This window comes from Paenibacillus sp. sgz302114 (genome assembly GCF_056120345.1).
Genome location: NZ_JBVYOI010000007.1, coordinates 85,729 through 105,397, shown reverse-complemented (window position 1 = coordinate 105,397; position 19,669 = coordinate 85,729). Strand labels below are relative to the sequence as shown.

The following is a 19,669-nucleotide window of genomic DNA, read 5'->3' as shown; positions in this document are numbered from 1 at the left end:
CATCTTGTATATAGACCAGTATCAAAAAAATGGAGTCTATTCGAGTGGGATGGAAGGCTTCATAGCTTTATGTAGGTGTACGGTCAGAAGGCAAAGAACACCTGTCTTCAAGCGGTAAAAAGTAACGACGATGCCGCTAAAGTAAGTGCACCCATGAGTCCTTCATTGTTGCCGAACGAGCTCGCTTCAGGTCGCAGCCCGACCGTGGCAAACCGGCTAGCGCGCAGAAGAATCGTCCGTTTCGTTTCTTCTAGCACGAGCGGAAGCTGCTCGGCAACCGCGCCACCGATATAAACGGCCTCGGGATTAAACAAATTGACGAGGTTGCTAAGCGCGATGCCGAGCGCTTTGCCGGCGTTCAGACAGATATCAATCGCATCCTTATCACCTAGGGCAAACGCCTCGACAATCGATAGCGATGAGTCCCCATGTCCTTGCCGATAAGCCGCCTCCAAAATCGGAAACGTAACTACGTTCTCCAGGCAGCCGTAGTTACCGCACCGGCAGCGTCCGGCGCTCTCATCGACTGTCGTATGGCCGAGCAGCCCGCCGACATTGTGGTATCCTCGAAGCAAGCTGCCATTAATCATAATGCCCGCAACGATTCCGAAGCCGATATGGACGACGACAAAATCATTCGAACCGCGCGCTTTTCCCTTCATTTTCTCCGCTAGCGCCATCGTCCTGCCGCCTTCGTCCAAATAAACGGGGCATTGAAACGCTGCCGACAGATGATCCGCAATGTTTAGGTTATCCCAGCCTGTCGCGTTCGGGATGTTGACGATTCGCCGCAGTCCAGCGTCGACGATGCCGCTCGCACCGATCCCGATCGCATCGATAACTCTGCTGCCTGTCTCCTCGAGGAATGACGCGATTTCTCGTGTCAAATGGTCCAAGATTGGCTCTTCGCCCGAGAAAGGAGCGGTTTGAAAATCCTTGCGGTGCGTGATGTTCAGTCCATTATCGGAAACGGCCAGCCGTATGCTGAAGCTGCCGATGTCGATGCCGAGGTAGCGATACTTGCGTGGATTCGCGTACAGCAGCACCTCTTTACGCCCCAGCCCTTTACCGATTCGCTCACCTTCTTCGATTTGCCCTTGTTCTGTCAATGTTTTCGTAATCTTCGTCAAGCTCGCCTGCGACAAGCCCGACAGTTCGGCCAGCGCTTTGCGGGAAATGCCGTCGCCGCCGTAAATGAGCCTCAGCACTTCCTTTTCCGATGGGTTCAATGTCATGGTGGACCCCTTTGATACGATATAGTTTATGAGCTGAATTATATCATATGCTGGGACGACATCGACACCAAGCAGGAAAGGCCGCCCCAGGGTGGAGGCAGCCTATAGTAGTGCTGTACTTATTACGCGGCAAGGGCTAGTCGCGTCTGTCGCAAATCATCTGGATGCCGTCCGATTGGAACGGCGACGCTTCGGTCAAACTATTGAGCGATATGGTCATCTCTTGATTGGGCTGATCGAGCGGGTAAATCCGGGCTGTCTCATTCTCAGCATCGACATGCTGAATATAGATGGGCTTGCCGTCATAGGTGACATCCACCATCGTGGCGGATTCGGCGATTTCTTGGGCGCGCTGTGCGTTCATCGTAAGTGAGTTCCTCCTGCATTTTGCTATATGCGATTCGCTATCTTGCATTTTCGCGTACGTGTTACATTGTTTGCGATAGCAGGCAGTGATATGCAAGGCAGTTAATTCCCGGTGTCACTCCTAAAATAATGCTTAACATAATCGCGGAAGGTGTGGGCAGCCTGCGATAAGTAACGCTTCTCCAGCCATGCCAGCTGGATAGTACGCTTGCTGCCCGCATCATGAATCGGCAGCAGCACAAGCGGCTTCGCATCCGACTTCTTGCATGCGGACAAGAAGGCGATGCCAAGGCCTGCGCCGACGAAGCTGCGCATCGCGGCAGGATCATCGACTTCGCAGACAATTCGCGGCGCAAGTCCGCGGCGGCTGCAGAATTGGTCCATCATGCCGCGGATACGCGAGCCTTCCTTCATGCTGACGAAGGGCTCGTCACGGATCTCGTCAATCGTGACATGCTCACGATCCGCAAGCCAGTGACCGGGAGGGACGGCGATGAAGATCTCCTCGTGCAGCAGCGGAATTCCGCTAATGCCGGGGCGGTCAATCGGCGGTGTCGTGTAGCAGAAGTCGATGTCTCCTGCTTCGATGAGCGGGATTATCTCTTCTGGAGACACTTGCGTGATCCGCAAATTCGTATCGGGATAGTCTGCCAGATAGGCGCGGATCATCTCGGAGAACCGCGCCATCGTCGTCGTCGCGATATGAATTCGTCCGCGCTCGGTGCCGTTCATATCCGCAATTTCGCGGCGCCCTTCCTCAAGCGCATGCAGCGCGACCTCGACCTTGGCGAGGAACGCTTCTCCATAGCTGTTCAACCGGATTTGCCGGCCCTGCCGGTGGAAGAGCGGCACGCCGAGATCCTGCTCTAACCTGGCGATGCTCTGGCTCAGTGCCGGCTGGGCGATGTGCAGCTCCTGCGCCGCCTTCGTCATATGCTCAAGCTTAGCCACCTTTTGAAAATATTTCAGCTGCAGCAGTTCCAACCCCTGACACCTCTCTATTCATAATGTTTACCTTATTAATTTATTATTAAATATGTATTATACATGATGTATTCAGGCAGCGTACACTTAGACAACAAGAGAAGGTGAAGAGGAGGCAGCGGAACAATGTCGACAATGATAAAAGCAATTCGCGTGCATCAATATGGCGGCTCTGAGGAGCTGAAGCTGGAAGAAATCCTATGTCCGCAGCCCGGCGCGGGGGAGGTGCTTGTCCGTGTCCATGCGGCGGCCGTTCTGCCGATTGAGTGGAAGGTGAGGCAAGGGATGTTTAAGCAATTCAGGCCGTTAACATTCCCGTACACGCCCGGCTCCTCGCTTGCCGGTGTGGTAGCGGCAGTCGGTCCTGGAGTAACGAAGCTCAAGGTAGGCGATGCCGTCTTCGGCCGAAGCGCGATTGGCGGCACCTATGCCGAGTACGTGGCAGCTGCCGAGGATTACCTAGCGCTGAAGCCGGATGCGCTCAGCTTCGATGAAGCGGCCACCATCTCCGGAGGCGCGCTTACCGCATGGTCGGCTTTATTCGATAGCGGCGAGCTGCAAGCGGGACAGCGCGTCCTCATTCATGGCGCAGCCGGGGGCGTAGGCTTGTTCGCCGTGCAGCTGGCGAAGTGGAGAGGAGTGGAAGTGATCGGGACATGCAGCGCGGATAACGCCGCCTTCGTTTCTTCGCTCGGCGCGGATCATGTGGTGGACTATACGAAGGAGCGGTTCGAGACGATCGCCGGGCAAGGCTCGCAAGGCGTGGATTTGGTGCTTGATACGGTCGGCGGCGAGACGCAGAGCCGGTCATTCGCCGTACTGAAGCCTGGCGGACGAATGATCTCGCTAGTCGGCCAGCCATCCCCGGAGAAGGCGGAAGAACACGGCGTGAAAGCATTCTTCTCGAATAAGCTGCCAGCTGCCGACGCGCTGGGGCAGATCGCACAGCTGATCGCCGAGGGGCAAGTGAAGGCGGTTGTCGGCGCAGCTTTCCCGCTCGCCGAGGCGGCGAAGGCGCAGGATCGCAGCCAAACAGGCCACGGCCACGGACGCATTGTGCTGCACATCGCGGATTAAGCTATACGTGCAACAAGAGCAGCCCCCGCCAATAAATGGCGGGGGCTGCTCTTGTTTAATCATTCAATACCTCAATAGTAAATATAAACCTTCCTATTCACGCTATCCCATTTGATCGTCGTCGCGCCGAGCATTTCGCCAGCCAATCGTACTCCGATGTAGGTGCGATTGTCGATCAGCTTAAAGTTCGTCACTGGCTTGCCGTCGAAGTACGGCGTCGATGTCGCGGAATCCCACGACACAGGTATGCCAAGGAAGTCGCCAAGCTGGCGAAGCGGCGCAAACGTGCTGCCGTCAATGATTCGCCCGAACGCAGCCAGCTGATCGTTGACGACGACTTTGACGTCATCCTCCGGGCTTAGCGGCTGTGGGAGATTCGGGTTTGCATATTTGTTCCAGAACGCCTGCTCCATCGCATTCATATCGACATCGCCGCCAATGCCATTCACCCGCTCATTCTCGGAGAATTGGAACACCGACCATTCGCTCCAAGTGTCGTTAGCCAGTGGAGTCGTAACGCCGTAATGGGCAATCCACAGCGGCCACTGACCGAGCGGCTGCGTCAAGTTATCTCTGGCAAAGTATGCCCCGGTGTACAGCATAGCAGGGTGATTCGTCAGCCGCTCTACTTCCTGCAGCCAATCTGCGCACCACTGCGTCAGCTTAGTTACGGATACTTGCTCCGCATCGCCTTCTACATCAAGAACATGCGGGAAGTCCGCCTTCACTCCGCTCACAACGCTTGCAAAATGCGCCGCTTCCGACTTGGCGTTATTCGACTCGGGATGCACATAATGATAGAACCCGACTTTGATGCCTGCCGCCGTAGCTTCGCTCACATTCGTCTTGAATTTATCGTCAACAAACGTAGTTCCTTCGCTGGCTTTTATGAAGACGCCCATTACTCCGTCCGCTTTAACCTTCTTCCAGTCAATTACGCCATTATGATGCGAGACGTCGATGACTTTCACATTGCTTGCGCTCCTAGCTTGCATCACACTCAGCTCCTTTTCCGTAAGACGGATGTTGTACTTACCACTGTATGAACGAATGGCGGTCGTTGCCCGTTACTTCGCCCATAACCGACCCGTCACGTACAGACATGCACCTGCTGCATATCCTTGTCCCATGTCACTTTGCCGCCGAGCGCTTCGACTGCCGCCCTTAAGCTGATGTACGTTTTGCCGCTGACCAGCTTGAAGTTCGTGATTGGCTTGCCGTCTACGTAAGGCGTTGCTGCCGCGGCATCCCACCTTATGGGCACTTGAAGCGCGTCGCCGAGCTGGCGGAGAGGCACATAGACTTGACTGTCGATTAGTCGCCCGAACGCTGTCGTCTTACCATCCACCACCACTTTAACGGTATCAAGCGGGTTTGCCGGCTGGGGACCGGGTGCTATTGGTGCTTCTACCGCTTTTACAGCGTATTTTTCAAAAAATGATTGCTCCATCGCATCGAGATCCACATTGGTCTTAATTCCGTTAATCCGTCCGCTCGACGTATATTGAAAGACTGCCCATGTGTTCCATATATCGTTGTCCATCGGTGTGAGGACGCCGTAATGAGCAATCCAGAGCGGCCAACGGCCCAGATCTTTGCCCAGATTGGTCCGTGCGAAGCTGGCTGAAGTGCAGATCATCACTGGATGGCTGGTTAACCGCTGCACCTCTGTAAGCCAAGTGACGCACCATTTGGTCAATTCAGCGGTTTTGATTTTGCCGGCATCGCCTTCTACATCGAGCACATGCGGAAACTGCGACTCATACCCGTTCACCGCCTCGGCAAAATGCTTCGCTTCCGCAATCGCGTTATTCAACTCTGGATGTGCATAATGGTAGAACCCGATAGGGAGGCCGGCTGCACGCGCAGCGGTCGCATTGCGGCTGAAATTGGAATCAACGCCGAGCCGTCCATCCGTCGCCTTGATAAAAGCGCCCGCTATGCCGCTCGCACTAACCTTCACCCAATCAATCTCGTCTTGATGATGGGAGACGTCGATGATCTTGATATGGGCCAAACCTCTTGCTTGCATTGACGCACACGACTCCTCTCTTTAAATGTTTAGTTCGTAATAGTTTATGAGAGTCGGGAGAGAGATGCATCCTGCAAGCGCCTAGAGGCCGGCAGTAACGGCTGGCAAACGGATTAATTATCCGGGAGTTGTTGTGCCTGGCGATCGCCTTGCCTTATGATGGGAGGAAGATGAAGGAAACACCCAATATTTGCTAAAAGAGGTGGGGATATGGCTGTTTTGAAATCGAAGCGGCTAAGGAAGGTTCTGCTGCTTGCTGTAGCTGTTGTGCTTATTGTTTATTGCTTGTTCCAAATATCCGGTTACTCGCTGAGTAAGGAAGGAGCGCTGCGTCATTCGTTCCCTCGATCAGATGGAGCGCCGCTTTATATAAAGAGCTTCGGGAACTATTCGGTCGGTATTACAGGGGCGGGAAGCGAGCCGACAGCCAAGCTAATCTACAAAAATTGGGGCTTTCTCTACCAGGTGAAATCGTCTTCGGCCTTTTATTTTCGCGATGATGGGGTGCCGATGGGTATTTCATGGCTCGCAATCTCGGCGAATGAGCGTGAGTACAACGTGCTGCTAGCTGCAAGTGTGCAGAATCCGGATATTCATATCGTACGTTTTAGCCGAGAGGGAGATCAAGCGGATCAGTACATCGAGGTTAAGGTCGAGAACGGGTACGCGGCAACTTATCAGCGGCTGCCAACTGAGAAGGCTGGCCTTTTTGTATTTCGCGGGTTGAATGACGAAGGGAAAGTGCTTGCCGAAGTAAAAGGTTAACGAGATGTAGTGAAGGAGCAGCGAACCGTATGCCATATCCCATTGAAAATAAATTTGTCATCGCAGTCGCATCTAGCGCGCTGTTCGATTTGACGGAGTCCGACCTTGTGTTTCAGGAAAAAGGGGAGGACGAGTATCGAAGCTTTCAGCGAGCGAACGAGAACAATATTTTGCGGCCAGGCGTTGCGTTTCCGCTTATCAAGCGCTTGCTCCGGGTGAACGGCGACTCTCGCGATCAACCGGTCGAGGTCGTGCTTCTGTCCCGTAACGACCCGGATACGGGCCTGCGTGTGTTCAAGTCAATTGAGCATTACAAGCTGCCGATTAGCCGGGCGGTGTTTGTGGCAGGCAGCAACCCTTTTCTATATTTGGAGGCGTTTAATGCTTCGTTGTTTCTGTCCGGCAATGCGGATGACGTGAAGGAAGCGGTCCAGCATGGCTATCCGGCCGGCTGCATCTATCCGAGCGATTATATCGACGATGATGAGGACGAGGAGCTGCGGATTGCATTCGACTTCGACGGCATTATTGCAGACGACTCGGCTGAGTCGGTGTTTCAGCGTGATGGCGCGCTGCCCGCTTTCCACGATCATGAGCGGCGCAAAGCGGGGGAGCCGCTGCCGGGCGGACCGCTCATTCGGTTCTTCACCGAAATTGCCAAGCTGCAGAAGCGGCTTAGCGAGGAGGAGGGCGGCGTCAAGAAGCCGGGCATTCGCGTTGCGATTGCGACTGCACGGAATGCGCCTGCTCATGAGCGAGTCATTACGACGCTGCGGCAGCATGACATCCGCATCGATGAAGCGTTCTTCCTCGGCGGGATTGATAAGAGCAGGGTGCTGAATATTTTTAAGCCTCATATCTTTTTCGATGATCAAGTGGGACATATCGAGGGCATTGCGCGGAGCTTCCCTTCGGTGCATGTGCCGTTCGGCATTACGAATGCGAAGCAATAATGATAAGGAGCGAGGTGGGAAGATGCGAGGACAAGATGAATTATTACGTCAGCTGCTTGCGTGGACAGAGCGGCACAGCTTAATACGGGCGGTCATTATGACCAGCTCCCGCGTCAATCCGAATGCGCCGGTCGACGAACTGTCGGATTACGATATCGAGCTTGTCGTGACGGACACGACGCCGTTCCGCGAGAGCGACGCATGGATCACGCAATTCGGTAAGGTGATGACCGAATACCGCGATAATCATGAGCAGTCCATTACGCGGCTCGTCCTGTTCGACGATGGGGTTCGGATTGATTTTCAAGTTTATGTGGTGGAGAAGCTGGAAGAGAAGCTCGAGCTGCCGCTGCTGCCCGAGGAGCTGGATATCGGCTATAGCGTGCTGATGGACAAGGATGGCTTGACCAAGGGGCTCAAGCCGCCGCGGCATACCGGCTATCTGATCGAGAAGCCGACCCGTGAGGCTTTTAACACGGCGGTGAAGGAGTTCTGGTGGGACATTACTTATGTGGCGAAGAGCTTATGGCGGGATGAGCTCTTTCATGCCAAGTATATGTTCGAGAGTGTCATTCGCTTCAATTACTTCATGCCAGTGATCGAATGGCATATCGGGGAGCGCCACGACTGGAACGTCAACCCAGGCAAAAAGGGCCGGTGGTTCAAGCGCTACTTGGACGAGGAGACGTGGGCGGAGCTCGAACAGACGTATGCAGGCGCGAGCCTGGAGGACAACTGGCGCGCGCTGTTCGCGATGACAGCGTTGTTCGGGAGACTCGCCTCGGATGTTGCGACGAAGCTCGGCTACGATTATCCGCACGCGCTGGATCACCGCGTGACCGCGTATATGAAGAGCATTCAGCGGTTGGAGCGCTGAGTGAGCAAGTGTGCTCTCTCCTTATCTGAGAGTGCTGAATCAATACTCTCAGAGCTGCAATCGTCCGATTTCCATGCTGAGAGTACGTAATATGCACTCTCACTATCCAAGCTTTTTATAGTTAGTTGAAGCTGGTCTAGAGGACTACATCGGTGGAACTCCGGCGGAATGAGCGCAAGTAGATGGCGAATTGTGTAGGTAGAGAAGGATCATATGATTTTTTAGGAGTGGAGACGACGATGGAGCATTATCTATTCACGCAGCTGAAGTTTGTAAGGAGCCAGACGCTGAAGCTGATTGACGGCGTCACGGAAGAGATGGCGGACCGCGTGCCGGAGGGCTTTCGCAATACGATCCGCTGGAATCTCGGGCATGTGTACGTCGTGCTGGAACGGTACATTTTCCAATGCTTGAATCTGCCGCAGCAGCTGCCTGCCGGATTCAAAGAGCTGTTCGAGTTCAAGACCACGCCGCTGAACTGGCCAAGTGACGCGAACATCCCGACGCTCGCGGAGCTGGAGCAGCTGCTTGCTGGTCAGCTGGAGCGGGTCGAAGCGGCGATTGCGCATCGTCTTCACGAGACGCTGCCGCAGCCTTACACAACATCGACGGGACTCACGATTGAATCTCCGGAACAATTTTGCAGCATTAATCTCTTCCATGAGGGGATGCACCTGAGTGTCATTAAGCTGTACAAATCATTGCTAGCGCGCAGCTAGCGGCAACCGCCTCAACTACGACTGTCCGGGATTACCAGCCGGATGGTTTTTTTATGTAAACAGATCCGTACATCCTCAAAAAATACTTCATGTGCCAGCCATGTTTGGTTATACTATCCAAAGGAATATACGAATAAAAATCGACATTTTTCATCTCTATCCGAAAGGGGTGTGCTAGGGGCATGAGTCTAAACACCAATCTGAACGCAAACAAGGCAGAGGCGATCATTCGCTTTGATGGCGTAACCAAGCAGTACGAGAGCGATCCCGCGGTATTGAAAGGCGTTAGCTTCGAAATTGAGCGAGGCAAATTTTATACGCTGCTTGGTCCGTCCGGCTGCGGTAAAACGACGATTCTGCGTCTCATTGCCGGGTTCACGGCTCCGTCGAAGGGCAGCATTTATTTTAACGGGCAAATAATTAACCATATTCCGGCGAACAAGCGGCAAGTGAATACGGTGTTCCAGGATTACGCGTTGTTCCCGCATCTCAACGTGTTCGAGAACGTGGCATTCGGCCTGCGCATTAAAAAGCTGAAGCAGTCTGAGATCAAAGACAAGGTGCAGGAGGCGCTTCGTTTCGTTAATCTTAGCGGCTACGAGAACCGTGAGATTACGGAGATGTCAGGCGGCCAGCGGCAGCGGGTTGCGATTGCGCGGGCGATTGTGAATCGGCCGGAAATTATTTTGCTGGACGAGCCGCTCTCTGCACTCGACCTGAAGCTTCGCACCGAAATGCAGGTGGAGCTGCGTGAGCTGCAGCGGCGCCTTGGCATTACGTTTATTTTCGTTACGCATGACCAAGAAGAGGCGCTCGCGATGTCAGATGAAATCTTCGTTCTAAGCGAAGGCCGCATTCAACAAAGTGGTACGCCAATGGACATCTATGATGAGCCGATCAACCGGTTCGTAGCTGATTTTATCGGGGAGTCGAACATCGTAGACGGACGGATGAAGGCAGACTACCTCGTCGAATTCGCAGGCAAAACCTTCGAGTGTGTGGACAAAGGCTTACAGCCCAACGAGCCGATCGACATCGTCATTCGCCCGGAGGATCTGGAGATTACGCGGCCGGATGAAGGCAAGATGAAAGTGCGCGTGGAGACGCAGCTGTTCCGAGGCGTTCACTTCGAGATTCAATGCGCCGACGAAGCCGGCAACAAGTGGCTTGTTCACTCGACACGCAAAGCGGAGGTTGGCGAGTCAATCGGGCTGACTTTTGACCCCGAGGCGATTCACGTGATGCGGTTCAATGAAACGGAAGAAGAATTCGACAGAAGGCTGGAATCGTACTCATGAGGACGGCCGATACCTACTCTTCCCAAGCTGTCGCTCCGCGCGCTCGGAATTTCTATCTGATTCCTTATTTGCTATGGATGCTGCTATTCGTGGCGGCGCCTATTATCCTCATCGTCTATGACTCGCTGTTCGATGTAGACGGCAAATTCACATTCGCCAACTACGGGCATTTCTTCACGCCGGTCTATATGAAGATGACGTTCAGCTCGTTCTGGTACGCCTTCCTCATTACGGCATTCTCGCTATTGGTTAGTTACCCAGCGGCGTATCTGCTGACAAGAACGAAGCATAAACAGCTATGGCTGCTGCTTATCATCCTGCCAAGCTGGATCAACCTGCTGCTGAAAACCTACGCTTTTATCGGCTTATTCGGCACTTATGGGGCGGCGAATGCGATTCTCGAGACGATTGGAATCGGCAAGCAGCAAATTCTGTTTACGGATTTCAGCTTTATTTTCGTATCGGTCTATATCTTCATCCCGTTCATGATTCTGCCGATCTTTAACGCGATTGAGGAGCTGAACCCATCGCTCATCGATGCTGCGCGCGATCTTGGCGCTTCGCCATGGACGACGTTCCGACGCGTCATCTTCCCGCTCACGATTAATGGCGTGAAATCCGGCTGCCAAGCGGTATTCATACCCGCGCTCTCGCTGTTCATGATTACGCGGCTTATTGCAGGCAACCGAGTTATTACGCTCGGCACGGCGATTGAGCAGCATTTTCTCGTCACGCAGGACTGGGGTATGGGCGCGACAATTGCGGTGTTCCTCATTATTGCGATGGCGATCATTATGATACTGACCGGCAATCGCACGAGAGGAAGGAGGTAACGGCAGCCTATGAAACGTTCGCTCAAATGGTCCAATATGTATCTTTGGCTCGTCTTTATTATTCTGTACGCGCCGATTCTTTACTTGTCGTATTACTCGTTCAACAGCGGCGGCAGCATGCATGGCTTTGAAGGCTTTACGCTGGAGTGGTATAAGGAAGTGTTCGCGGATACGCGGCTGCTCATTATCTTACTGAATACGCTCGTCATTGCGCTGTTCGCGTCGGTTATCTCGACCATTCTCGGCGTTATTGGCGCTATCGCCATACATCACGTCCGGAAGCGTTCGAATCAGAACACGCTGCTGTCGCTCAACAACGTGCTGATCGTCAGCCCGGACGTCATCATCGGGGCATCCTTCCTCATTCTGTTCACGATGATTGGCATCAAGCTGGGCTTCGCTTCGGTGCTGATCTCGCATATCGCGTTCAGTGTTCCGATCGTCGTCATTATGGTGCTCCCGAGGCTGGAGGAAATGAGCCCGACGCTGCTGGATGCGGCGCGCGATCTTGGTGCGACGGAGTGGGATGTACTGACGAAGGTTATGCTCCCCTTCATCAAATCAGGCATCTTTGCAGGATTCTTCATGGCGTTAACGTACTCGCTGGATGACTTCGCCGTTACGTTCTTTGTGACCGGCAACGGTTTTACGACTTTGTCCGTTGAGATCTATTCTAGAGCGCGACAAGGCGTGTCATTGTCTATTAATGCGCTATCGACGCTCATCTTCGTCTTTACGATGCTGCTCGTTGTCGGCTACTACTTCATTAACCGTCGCAGTCGCGGACAAGTAGCTGGTAGACGTGGCAGCGGCAAGGAATGGGGGCTGGTGAACAAATGAACCAGCTGATGCGGATGATGGCGCTCGTCGTTCTGCTTGCTTTTGTCCTGATGTACGGCGCTTCCGCGCTTAACTCGTCACAAGGCTACTCCGGAGCTAATACGCTGACCATCTATAACTGGGGCGATTATATCGACCCTGAGCTGATCACAGAATTCGAGAAGGAGAGCGGCCTCAAGGTGATCTACTCAACCTTCGATTCTAACGAAGCGATGATGACGAAGATCGAGCAAGGGGGCACAACCTTCGACATAAGCGTCCCTTCCGAATATGCGATTAGCAAAATGAAAGAGGAGAATCTGCTGCTGCCGATCGACAAATCGAAGCTGCCGAATCTCAAATATATAGATCCGCGCTACATGAATCTATCCTTTGATCCGAATAATGAGTACTCGATCCCGTATTTCTGGGGCACAGTCGGTATCGTTTACAATCCGGAGCTTGTTAAAGGAATCGACTTCAAGAGCTGGAACGATCTTTGGGACCCTAGCTTGCACAATCAAATTCTGCTCGTGGACGGTGCGCGCGAAGTCATCGGCTTCGGGCTGAACAGCCTCCATTATTCTCTTAACGATACGAACGAAGAGCACTTGCAGCAGGCGAAAAACAAGCTCAAGGAGCTGACGCCGAACGTCAAAGCGATCGTCGGTGACGAGATTAAGCTGCTGCTTGCGAACGAAGAGGCTGCGGTTGGCGTCGTCTGGTCGGGCGATGCTGCCGAGATTATCGACGAGAACGACAAGCTGACCTATGTGGTGCCGGAGGAAGGCTCGAACCTGTGGTTTGATAATATCGTCATTCCGAAGACGGCGAAGAACGTGGAAGGCGCGCACAAGTTCATCAACTTCATGCTTGATCCCGAGCATGCCGCGCAAAACGCCGAATATGTCGGCTATGCGACGCCGAACAAGAAAGCGCTCGAGCTGCTGCCGGAAGATATTTCGAGCGACGAGCGGTTCTATCCGAGCCCGGAAGTGACTGCTAAGCTAGAGGTTTACCGCAACTTGGGCAAGAGAATGCTCTCACACTATAACGACTTGTTCCTGGAGTTCAAAATGCACCGCAAATAAGTACAGACCCTCTGCACAGCCAGTCCATATGTGGTTGCGGCTATGACAGTGCAAGTACTCGACATGAAGCGTGATCTATGGGCCAGTTCTATAGCTTTGGCAAAAGTCCGTTCGTCCGTCCATCGGCGGACGGAACTTTTATTTCAAGGGAGACGACAATGAGCAAACATGAGCACGGCCCAGTACGGCGGCTGGCCAGCTTCGCGTGCTCGACTTTTCGATACTGCCTTTTAAACTGTTTTAGAAAATAGTGCTGAAGGTCCGTTCGATGATTTCGATGAACGGGCTTTTTTTGTTATTGACAGTTTTAAGCAAGGAATGCTATTATCTTCTCCCTGTCATTTACTAAAATTATGTAAATATGGAGGTACAGGAAATTGATAACCGTCCAAGGCATCAGCAAAACCTTCCTGGTCGCGAAGCGCGAGCCAGGTATTAAGCATGCGGTCAAATCGTTGTTCCATCGCGAATACACCGCTGTGGAGGCGCTTCGGGACGTATCGTTCTCGATTGCACCGGGTGAAATCGTTGGCTACATCGGTCCGAATGGCGCTGGCAAATCGACCACGATCAAAGTGATGAGCGGTATCCTCGTCCCGGATCGCGGAACCTGCAAGATTAAAGGATATACCCCTTGGCTCGATCGCGTCCAGTACGTGAAGCACATCGGCGTCGTCTTCGGGCAACGCTCACAGCTATGGTGGGACGTTCCCGTAATTGAATCCTTCGAGCTGCTGCGCGACATCTACAACGTTCCGCAGGCGGAGTACAAGAAGACGTTGACGTTGCTCGTTGAAACGCTGGATCTCAGCACTATCATGTACACGCCGGTTCGGCAGCTTAGTCTTGGACAGCGGATGCGCTGTGAAATCGCCGCCTCGCTGCTGCACAGTCCGAGTATTCTGTTCCTCGATGAACCGACAATTGGACTCGATGCCGTATCGAAAATTGCGGTGCGCCATTTTATTAAGGAGATCAACAAAGAGAGAGGCGTCACGGTCATTCTTACAACGCACGACATGAATGACATTGAGGCGCTGGCGGATCGGATTCTTCTCATTGGCAAAGGCACGCTTCTCTACGATGGCAGTGTTGCTGGACTGAGAGGTCGGTTCGGCACGCGGAGGACGATTACGGCGGATTATCACGAGAACGTGAAGCCGATTGAAATTCCAGGCGGATCGCTGCTGTCTTGGACGCCGGAGCGGGCGATCATCAGCGTCGATACCGAGCAGGTGATGATCTCCGAAGCGATTACGAGTCTCTCTTCGCAGGTCGAGCTGCTGGATGTGACCATTGATACGCAGCCGATCGAGGACATCATCGTGCAAATGTATAAGGAGTACGAGATATGATGAAGGCGTATCTGTCCGTATTCAGGCTGCGTATCAGCATGGGGCTGCAGTATCGTGCGGCGGCGCTGGCTGGCATTGCGACACAGTTTTTCTTCGGTTTTATGTTTATTATGATTTTTCAAGCGTTCTACGCGCATTCCACCTCAACACCCCCAATGACACTGACTGCAGTGATCACCTACACCTGGCTCAAGCAAGCTTTTCTCGCGTTTATAATGCTGTGGCTCAGGGATAATGAATTGTTTGGACTCATCACAAGCGGCAACATCGCCTACGAATTGTGCAGACCGAGCGAGATATACGGCCTCTGGTACGCCAAGCTCCTCGCGACCCGAATATCGAGCGCTCTGCTTCGCTGCTTCCCCTTACTCCTTGTTACCTTGTTCCTTCCGAGACCGTATCGGCTCGAATTGCCTTCCGACCTGCTCACTTCTGTGCTTTTCGTTGCGGTGCTCCTTGTCGGGCTGCTCATGGTCGTTGCGATCTCTATGTTGATCTACATATCCGTCTTCGTCACGATGTCGCCGGGCGGCTCGCTCTTGCTGTTCAGTATCTTCGGAGAGTTTCTCGCGGGACTAATCATTCCCGTACCGCTTATGCCGGACTGGATGCAAAATATCGTCTATATGCTTCCGTTCCACTGGACCGCAGATTTTCCATTCCGTGTATTCACTGGCGATCTGTCTAAGAGTGAGGCTTTGTCGGGGCTGGCGGCACAAGCGGCATGGCTGGTAGCTTTAGCTGCTTTAGGCAAAATATTAATGAACAAAGCGCTGCGGCGTGTCGTTGTGCAGGGAGGGTGAGGTGCGAGGATGAAGCTATATTTCAAATACATGCTGATGCTGCTGCGTTCTGAGATGCAGTACCGCGGCTCCTTTCTGCTGCTTACGTTCGGTCAGTGCTTGACGCCTTTTACAACGTTCGCCGGCGTCTACTTTATGTTCGAACGGTTCGGGGATTTGAAGGGCTGGAGCTTCTACGAGGTGGTGTTATGTTTTGCGGTGACGCAGATGGCGTTCTCGTTCACCGAATGTTTTGCGAGGGGGTTCGATGTATTCTCGAGCCTCGTCGTGAGCGGTAACTTCGACCGGCTGCTCGTTCGCCCGCGCAGCACGGCCTTGCAGGTGTTCGGCTCTCGATTCGAGTTCGCCCGTATCGGGCGGCTCCTGCTGAGCGCCGGTGTAATGGTATGGGCAACTGGCCATATTGAGGCAAGCTGGACGCCGCTGAAGGTAGTGGCGCTCGTGCTCATGGTGGTGAGTGGAGTTGTGATCTTCACGGGCATCTTCATTCTCGCCGCGTCGATAAGCTTCTGGACCGTGCAGGGGCTCGAAGTAGCGAACATCTTTACCGACGGCGGACGGGAGATGATTCAGTATCCGCTGAACATTTATCATCGCTGGGTGAAGCGGTTCTTCACCTTTATCATCCCGTTCGCCTGCGTCAACTACTTGCCGCTGCTGTACATTCTCGGCCGTGACGGCGCAGATAACCCGCTGTACGCCTTGCTGCCGCTGCTCGGCATCGTATTCCTCGCGCCATGCATGCTCGTCTGGCGCATCGGCGTGCGGCATTACCGCTCGACAGGATCTTGATTGAGTGGGCGGGAGGTGCTCTCACCGCCGAAACCGATAAAACTAACCAACATTCTGATGGTGAGAGAACGCATATGTGCTCTCAGCCTCCAAAATGCACCGAAAGTTAGTTGAGAGAACGCATATGTTCTCTGAGCAAAATAAATAGAGGCAGAAATCCGCTAGGTAGCTGTGCCGAGAGAGAAAACCGCGAAGTTAGCGGTTGAGAGAGGGAAAACCCGCTCTCGAGGAGCGGAAGAGGCAGAAATCCGCTAGGTATCTAGGGGCCGCGGAATAACGAACTCAATCCGCAGACCCCGCAGTCCAGTCTACCGCTTGCTGTACATAATCACGCTCGCCTCGCGGATGAACGCCTGCTCCTCCGCGCTCATGGCGTACATCGCGGGCTGCTGCTCCGCGGGAAGTGCATTGAGCGCGGCCCATGCTCGCTTCATGCCCGCGATAATTTCGGGATCGCCCTGCGAACGCCGGGCGTTCAGCTCCATCAGCTGCCGCGCGAGGCTTTGCGCCTCCGGGCTGCCCGGGTCGGCGCCTGCTTCGCAGAGGCGCTTCAGCTCCTCTCGAAACTCGCGGTACATGCGGCCGGTTTCGTTGGCGAAGGGCTGCTTCGCCAGCGTCTCCCGTGCTTGCGGCGAGTACGACTCAGCCGTAATTTGCCGCATGGTCTGCTGCTCCTCCGGAGTCAAGTAAGCGGCTACCCAGCTCGGTTTGAGTTCCATCTGCATCACCTCTATTAGATTCGTGAGCGCGTCTGCAAGAGCTGGTCCGTCATTCGACGGAACCAGCTTTTCTGCTTTCTCAATCGCCTGCAGAACTTCGTCCAGGTGGGAGCGCCGCTCAAGCAGCATCTGCTTCTGTGCCACCAGAGCAGCGCCGAATTGCTGCGGCTCCATCTGGCGGAGAGACTTCAGTTCAGCTAGCGAGAAGCCGAGAAATTTAAGCGCCAGAATATGCTGCAATTTGGCCAAATCGGCTTCACGATACAGCCGGTGTCCCGAAGCCGTGCGCGATGATGGAGACAGTACGCCCGACTTGTCGTAGAACTGCAGCGTTCGGACAGACACGCCGGCTTTCTTCGCAAAAGCGCTCGCGCGGAACAACTGCTCGCCATTCATCGCCACACCTCCTTTCTACTTGAGACAAGCTTACCTTATGACGCAACGTCATAAGCAAGAGTCTATTCATAGGGCTCCTTAAGCCCAATAAACCTTATCCCCAACCTTCACATGCCCGGGCTTCACGACCGATGCGTACACACCGAAACTCAAATTCAGTTCCTCGTTTACTTTGCGCAGTAGTGATGGATCGCGTTCGAGCGTCTCGGGATCAATGGTGATCATTGAACAGCGCTCGCAATATTCATCGACCTGCAGCACGGCCGTGCCAACAGTTAGCTGCTTGCCGAGCCAGCTGTCTTCGTCGCCGTCTTCCTCGCTAAGCGTAACGAGCAGGTTCGCACGGAATCGAAGCGGATCGAGCGGCTTGCCCCACAAGGCTTCCAGCTTCCGCACCGACTTATCGGTCACGATGAGTATGCTCGATGCATCAACGGCGAGCAGTTCCGGGGAGATAGGTGAATGTTCGAGCAGGGAGAGCTCTGGCTGGGCGAACTGCTGGATCTCCTGCAGCAATTCCTCATTCCATTGCAGCTGCCGCCCATCGGGAGCAGTAATGACTACAGGCGGGAACTTGTCCGCCGCCTTTGCCTCATCCTCCGCAACGCCGCCTAGCGATGCTTGATAAGCTAACAGCTCGGAAGCATTCCGTGCCGTAAAATACCGATTCCAGCCTTCCTTCGTCTCATCAATAAACGCATGGGAGCGGTCGCCGTACAAGCCGTAGCTTTCAATGCGGCTGCTCTGAAGCACTTCTCCTGCCATGGATTTTACCGGATAACGGCGAATCGTTGTGATGGTGCCAATCGTAGAAACAGACATACATAAGCCTCTTTTCGTCAAAATAAAATTCAGATGGCTCTATTATACGCATTTATCCTCCTTGACTGCCAAATTTCTCCGTGCTAAAATTTGATCAAGTAATCAGAAATTTATTTGATCAACCAAATCACTCTGGGAGGACTCCGGATGAACGACACCAAGCTGAACGAACAACCACCGAAGTGGCTGCTCACTCTCGCACCTTTTCTAAGCGCTCTTCTCGGAGCAGGCGCATTGTGGTACACCTGGACGAAATATCATGAGATCGTCGACCCGCCAAGCTTCGAGTGGTACGGCTGGATACGCCCCGCACTCATTACGCTGGTCGGCATGCTCTTTCTACTCTCGACGCTATTGTTTATCGCTGGCAAGGCTGGAGCTGGCTGGTCGCTATTTACGGGCAGTGTCTCGGCCATTCCGCTCATCCTATTCGTTAATCTCATCGTCCTGCTCGTACGCGTTGTCATCGGCTTGTTCCAAGGGGAAGCAAGCGATCTATTCTCCAAACTATTCGCTACGCCGTTCAACAAGGCACTCCTTGTCGTTGCCATTATCTTCGCAGTAAGATCCGCACTTCATCAATTTAAAAAATATTCGAGGTAGCGCAAATGAAGGAAGCGAGCAAAGAAAGCAAGCAATCATTCATCGCGGAAGCGCGGCGGGAACAAATCGTCGAGGCAGCGATCAAGACGCTAGACGAGATTGGCTACGTAAGCGCAAGCCTGTCGCAAATTGCGAAGCGGGCGGGCATTAGCACAGCGCTCATTTCATACCATTTTGCCGATAAGAACGATCTGATGAACGACTTGATTATGAGGCTGCTTGAGCAGTCGTCTTCCTATATTCTGGAGAGGGTCAGCAGAGCGGACACGGCGAGGGAGAAGCTCAGGCTGTTCATTGAAGCGAGTCTGGCTTACCAGGGAACGCATCCGGCGAGGAACGCTGCGCTGCTCGAAATCATCTTCAACGGGCGCACGCCGGACAATATTCCGTATTACAAAATCGGCGATGATGACGAAGAAGATCTTGTCGTTACAGAGCTGAAGCGGATATTAAGCGAAGGCCAGCAGAGCGGGGAGTTCGGCGCATTCCATCTTGATGTTATGGCGAGCGTCATCCAAGGCGCCATCGGCGAGTACATGTCGTACACGGGCATCACGAAGCGGGTCGACTTGGAAACCTACGCAAACGAACTTGTTGAAATTGTTGGCAGAGCGGTTCGGGAATAAACAGCATACGACGTAATAAAAGGTACAGCGTCTCTAATGAGAGAAGCCGTACCTTTTTTGTGTTATGTGAGCGGCGAATCGATTAACGTGGCGAAATTAAACTGATGCTTATGGCCGTCAACCAGCGTCGTTCTGCCGAATACGAAATGCACATGCTTACCGTTGCCAACAGGTATCGCTGGACCTGTCGTAATTTTCTTCAGCTGATGGAAGTGGTCGAGAAAATCAGTTCGGGATAGATCAATCTCATGCACGTGACTGCTGCCGACTCGAATCGCCTGGCCGGTAACGCCTGCGAAACGGTGATTATGGCGGTCGTTGCCCTCTTCCGCCAGCTTCGTGCTTCCCTCAAATTCATGGTCGTGCCTCTGCCGGCGACAGTGCGTTGTAGGCTTGAAGGTGCGTCGCTTCTTTTGCATTCAGTCTTTCCTCCTTTTGGAAAATGAGGTTAACTTCACCACATGCTATTAAACCGAACGCATTGTTGTGCTGGGCGAATGGCAG

General features: G+C 53.5%; 22 protein-coding genes. 14 read left to right on the top strand and 8 right to left on the bottom strand.

Going from position 1 to position 19,669, the window contains the following annotated elements:
• Nucleotides 1-107: 107 nt before the first annotated feature.
• The 3 genes from AC0LWF_RS18495 to AC0LWF_RS18485 all read right to left on the bottom strand — a co-directional run bounded on the left by AC0LWF_RS18495 (nucleotide 108) and on the right by AC0LWF_RS18485 (nucleotide 2,585).
• On the bottom strand, nucleotides 108-1,229 hold the full coding sequence (locus AC0LWF_RS18495; protein WP_474653015.1) for an ROK family transcriptional regulator: 1,122 nt from the start codon (nucleotides 1,227-1,229) through the stop codon (nucleotides 108-110).
• A gap of 142 nt (nucleotides 1,230-1,371) precedes the next feature.
• A complete protein-coding gene (locus AC0LWF_RS18490) occupies nucleotides 1,372-1,599 on the bottom strand; it encodes a small acid-soluble spore protein H (protein WP_474653014.1) in 228 nt (75 codons plus the stop codon).
• 104 nt (nucleotides 1,600-1,703) lie between these two features.
• Nucleotides 1,704-2,585 (bottom strand): LysR family transcriptional regulator, encoded by an 882-nt coding sequence (locus AC0LWF_RS18485; RefSeq protein ID WP_474653013.1) that lies wholly within the window; start codon nucleotides 2,583-2,585, stop codon nucleotides 1,704-1,706.
• Nucleotides 2,586-2,711: 126 nt separating this feature from the next.
• Between AC0LWF_RS18485 and AC0LWF_RS18480 the strand changes: the two genes are divergently transcribed.
• The gene (locus AC0LWF_RS18480) at nucleotides 2,712-3,662 is read left to right on the top strand and encodes an NADP-dependent oxidoreductase (RefSeq protein ID WP_474653012.1); all 951 of its coding nucleotides are present in this window, start codon (nucleotides 2,712-2,714) and stop codon (nucleotides 3,660-3,662) included.
• Nucleotides 3,663-3,733: 71 nt separating this feature from the next.
• Here AC0LWF_RS18480 and AC0LWF_RS18475 read toward each other — a convergent pair whose 3' ends face one another.
• Together AC0LWF_RS18475 and AC0LWF_RS18470 are read right to left on the bottom strand one after the other, a co-directional pair.
• Complete coding sequence (locus AC0LWF_RS18475) at nucleotides 3,734-4,657, bottom strand: GH25 family lysozyme (RefSeq protein WP_474653011.1); 924 nt, start codon at nucleotides 4,655-4,657, stop codon at nucleotides 3,734-3,736.
• 95 nt (nucleotides 4,658-4,752) lie between these two features.
• Nucleotides 4,753-5,694: a GH25 family lysozyme gene (locus AC0LWF_RS18470; RefSeq protein WP_474653010.1), complete on the bottom strand. Its 942-nt coding sequence runs from the start codon at nucleotides 5,692-5,694 to the stop codon at nucleotides 4,753-4,755.
• 210 nt (nucleotides 5,695-5,904) lie between these two features.
• Here AC0LWF_RS18470 and AC0LWF_RS18465 point away from each other — a divergent pair, with 210 nt between their 5' ends.
• The 11 genes from AC0LWF_RS18465 (at nucleotide 5,905) to AC0LWF_RS18415 (ending at nucleotide 15,999) form a co-directional block, all read left to right on the top strand.
• Nucleotides 5,905-6,459, top strand: coding sequence for a hypothetical protein (locus AC0LWF_RS18465; RefSeq protein WP_474653009.1), 555 nt, complete (start codon nucleotides 5,905-5,907; stop codon nucleotides 6,457-6,459).
• A gap of 29 nt (nucleotides 6,460-6,488) precedes the next feature.
• The gene (locus AC0LWF_RS18460; protein WP_474653008.1) at nucleotides 6,489-7,412 is read left to right on the top strand and encodes a 5'-nucleotidase; all 924 of its coding nucleotides are present in this window, start codon (nucleotides 6,489-6,491) and stop codon (nucleotides 7,410-7,412) included.
• 22 nt (nucleotides 7,413-7,434) lie between these two features.
• Complete coding sequence (locus AC0LWF_RS18455; protein ID WP_474653007.1) at nucleotides 7,435-8,289, top strand: aminoglycoside 6-adenylyltransferase; 855 nt, start codon at nucleotides 7,435-7,437, stop codon at nucleotides 8,287-8,289.
• A 239-nt stretch (nucleotides 8,290-8,528) separates the two neighbouring features.
• The gene (locus AC0LWF_RS18450) at nucleotides 8,529-9,008 is read left to right on the top strand and encodes a DinB family protein (RefSeq protein WP_474653006.1); all 480 of its coding nucleotides are present in this window, start codon (nucleotides 8,529-8,531) and stop codon (nucleotides 9,006-9,008) included.
• Nucleotides 9,009-9,190: 182 nt separating this feature from the next.
• The gene (locus tag AC0LWF_RS18445) at nucleotides 9,191-10,306 is read left to right on the top strand and encodes an ABC transporter ATP-binding protein (RefSeq protein WP_474653005.1); all 1,116 of its coding nucleotides are present in this window, start codon (nucleotides 9,191-9,193) and stop codon (nucleotides 10,304-10,306) included.
• Complete coding sequence (locus tag AC0LWF_RS18440; RefSeq protein ID WP_474653004.1) at nucleotides 10,303-11,139, top strand: ABC transporter permease; 837 nt, start codon at nucleotides 10,303-10,305, stop codon at nucleotides 11,137-11,139. The genes AC0LWF_RS18445 and AC0LWF_RS18440 overlap by 4 nt, the downstream gene beginning before the upstream one ends.
• 9 nt (nucleotides 11,140-11,148) lie before the next feature.
• A complete protein-coding gene (locus AC0LWF_RS18435; protein ID WP_474653003.1) occupies nucleotides 11,149-11,979 on the top strand; it encodes an ABC transporter permease in 831 nt (276 codons plus the stop codon).
• The gene (locus tag AC0LWF_RS18430) at nucleotides 11,976-13,049 is read left to right on the top strand and encodes an ABC transporter substrate-binding protein (RefSeq protein ID WP_474653002.1); all 1,074 of its coding nucleotides are present in this window, start codon (nucleotides 11,976-11,978) and stop codon (nucleotides 13,047-13,049) included. The genes AC0LWF_RS18435 and AC0LWF_RS18430 overlap by 4 nt, the downstream gene beginning before the upstream one ends.
• A 377-nt stretch (nucleotides 13,050-13,426) precedes the next feature.
• A complete protein-coding gene (locus tag AC0LWF_RS18425) occupies nucleotides 13,427-14,404 on the top strand; it encodes an ABC transporter ATP-binding protein (RefSeq protein WP_474653001.1) in 978 nt (325 codons plus the stop codon).
• Nucleotides 14,401-15,207: an ABC transporter permease gene (locus AC0LWF_RS18420; RefSeq protein ID WP_474653000.1), complete on the top strand. Its 807-nt coding sequence runs from the start codon at nucleotides 14,401-14,403 to the stop codon at nucleotides 15,205-15,207. Before AC0LWF_RS18425 ends, AC0LWF_RS18420 begins: the two co-directional genes overlap by 4 nt.
• A gap of 9 nt (nucleotides 15,208-15,216) precedes the next feature.
• Entirely contained in the window at nucleotides 15,217-15,999 is a 783-nt protein-coding gene (locus AC0LWF_RS18415) for an ABC transporter permease (protein WP_474652999.1), read from the top strand.
• Between the two features lie 308 nt (nucleotides 16,000-16,307).
• Here the strand turns inward: AC0LWF_RS18415 and AC0LWF_RS18410 are convergent, their stop codons facing one another.
• Complete coding sequence (locus AC0LWF_RS18410; RefSeq protein ID WP_474652998.1) at nucleotides 16,308-17,114, bottom strand: MerR family transcriptional regulator; 807 nt, start codon at nucleotides 17,112-17,114, stop codon at nucleotides 16,308-16,310.
• Nucleotides 17,115-17,192: 78 nt separating this feature from the next.
• Nucleotides 17,193-17,936 (bottom strand): MOSC domain-containing protein, encoded by a 744-nt coding sequence (locus AC0LWF_RS18405; protein ID WP_474652997.1) that lies wholly within the window; start codon nucleotides 17,934-17,936, stop codon nucleotides 17,193-17,195.
• Nucleotides 17,937-18,083: 147 nt separating this feature from the next.
• Between AC0LWF_RS18405 and AC0LWF_RS18400 the strand changes: the two genes are divergently transcribed.
• Together AC0LWF_RS18400 and AC0LWF_RS18395 are read left to right on the top strand one after the other, a co-directional pair.
• On the top strand, nucleotides 18,084-18,539 hold the full coding sequence (locus AC0LWF_RS18400) for a hypothetical protein (protein ID WP_474652996.1): 456 nt from the start codon (nucleotides 18,084-18,086) through the stop codon (nucleotides 18,537-18,539).
• 5 nt (nucleotides 18,540-18,544) lie between these two features.
• Nucleotides 18,545-19,165 (top strand): TetR/AcrR family transcriptional regulator, encoded by a 621-nt coding sequence (locus AC0LWF_RS18395; RefSeq protein ID WP_474652995.1) that lies wholly within the window; start codon nucleotides 18,545-18,547, stop codon nucleotides 19,163-19,165.
• A gap of 62 nt (nucleotides 19,166-19,227) precedes the next feature.
• Here the strand turns inward: AC0LWF_RS18395 and AC0LWF_RS18390 are convergent, their stop codons facing one another.
• A complete protein-coding gene (locus tag AC0LWF_RS18390) occupies nucleotides 19,228-19,584 on the bottom strand; it encodes a YmaF family protein (protein ID WP_474652994.1) in 357 nt (118 codons plus the stop codon).
• Nucleotides 19,585-19,669 lie beyond the last annotated feature (85 nt).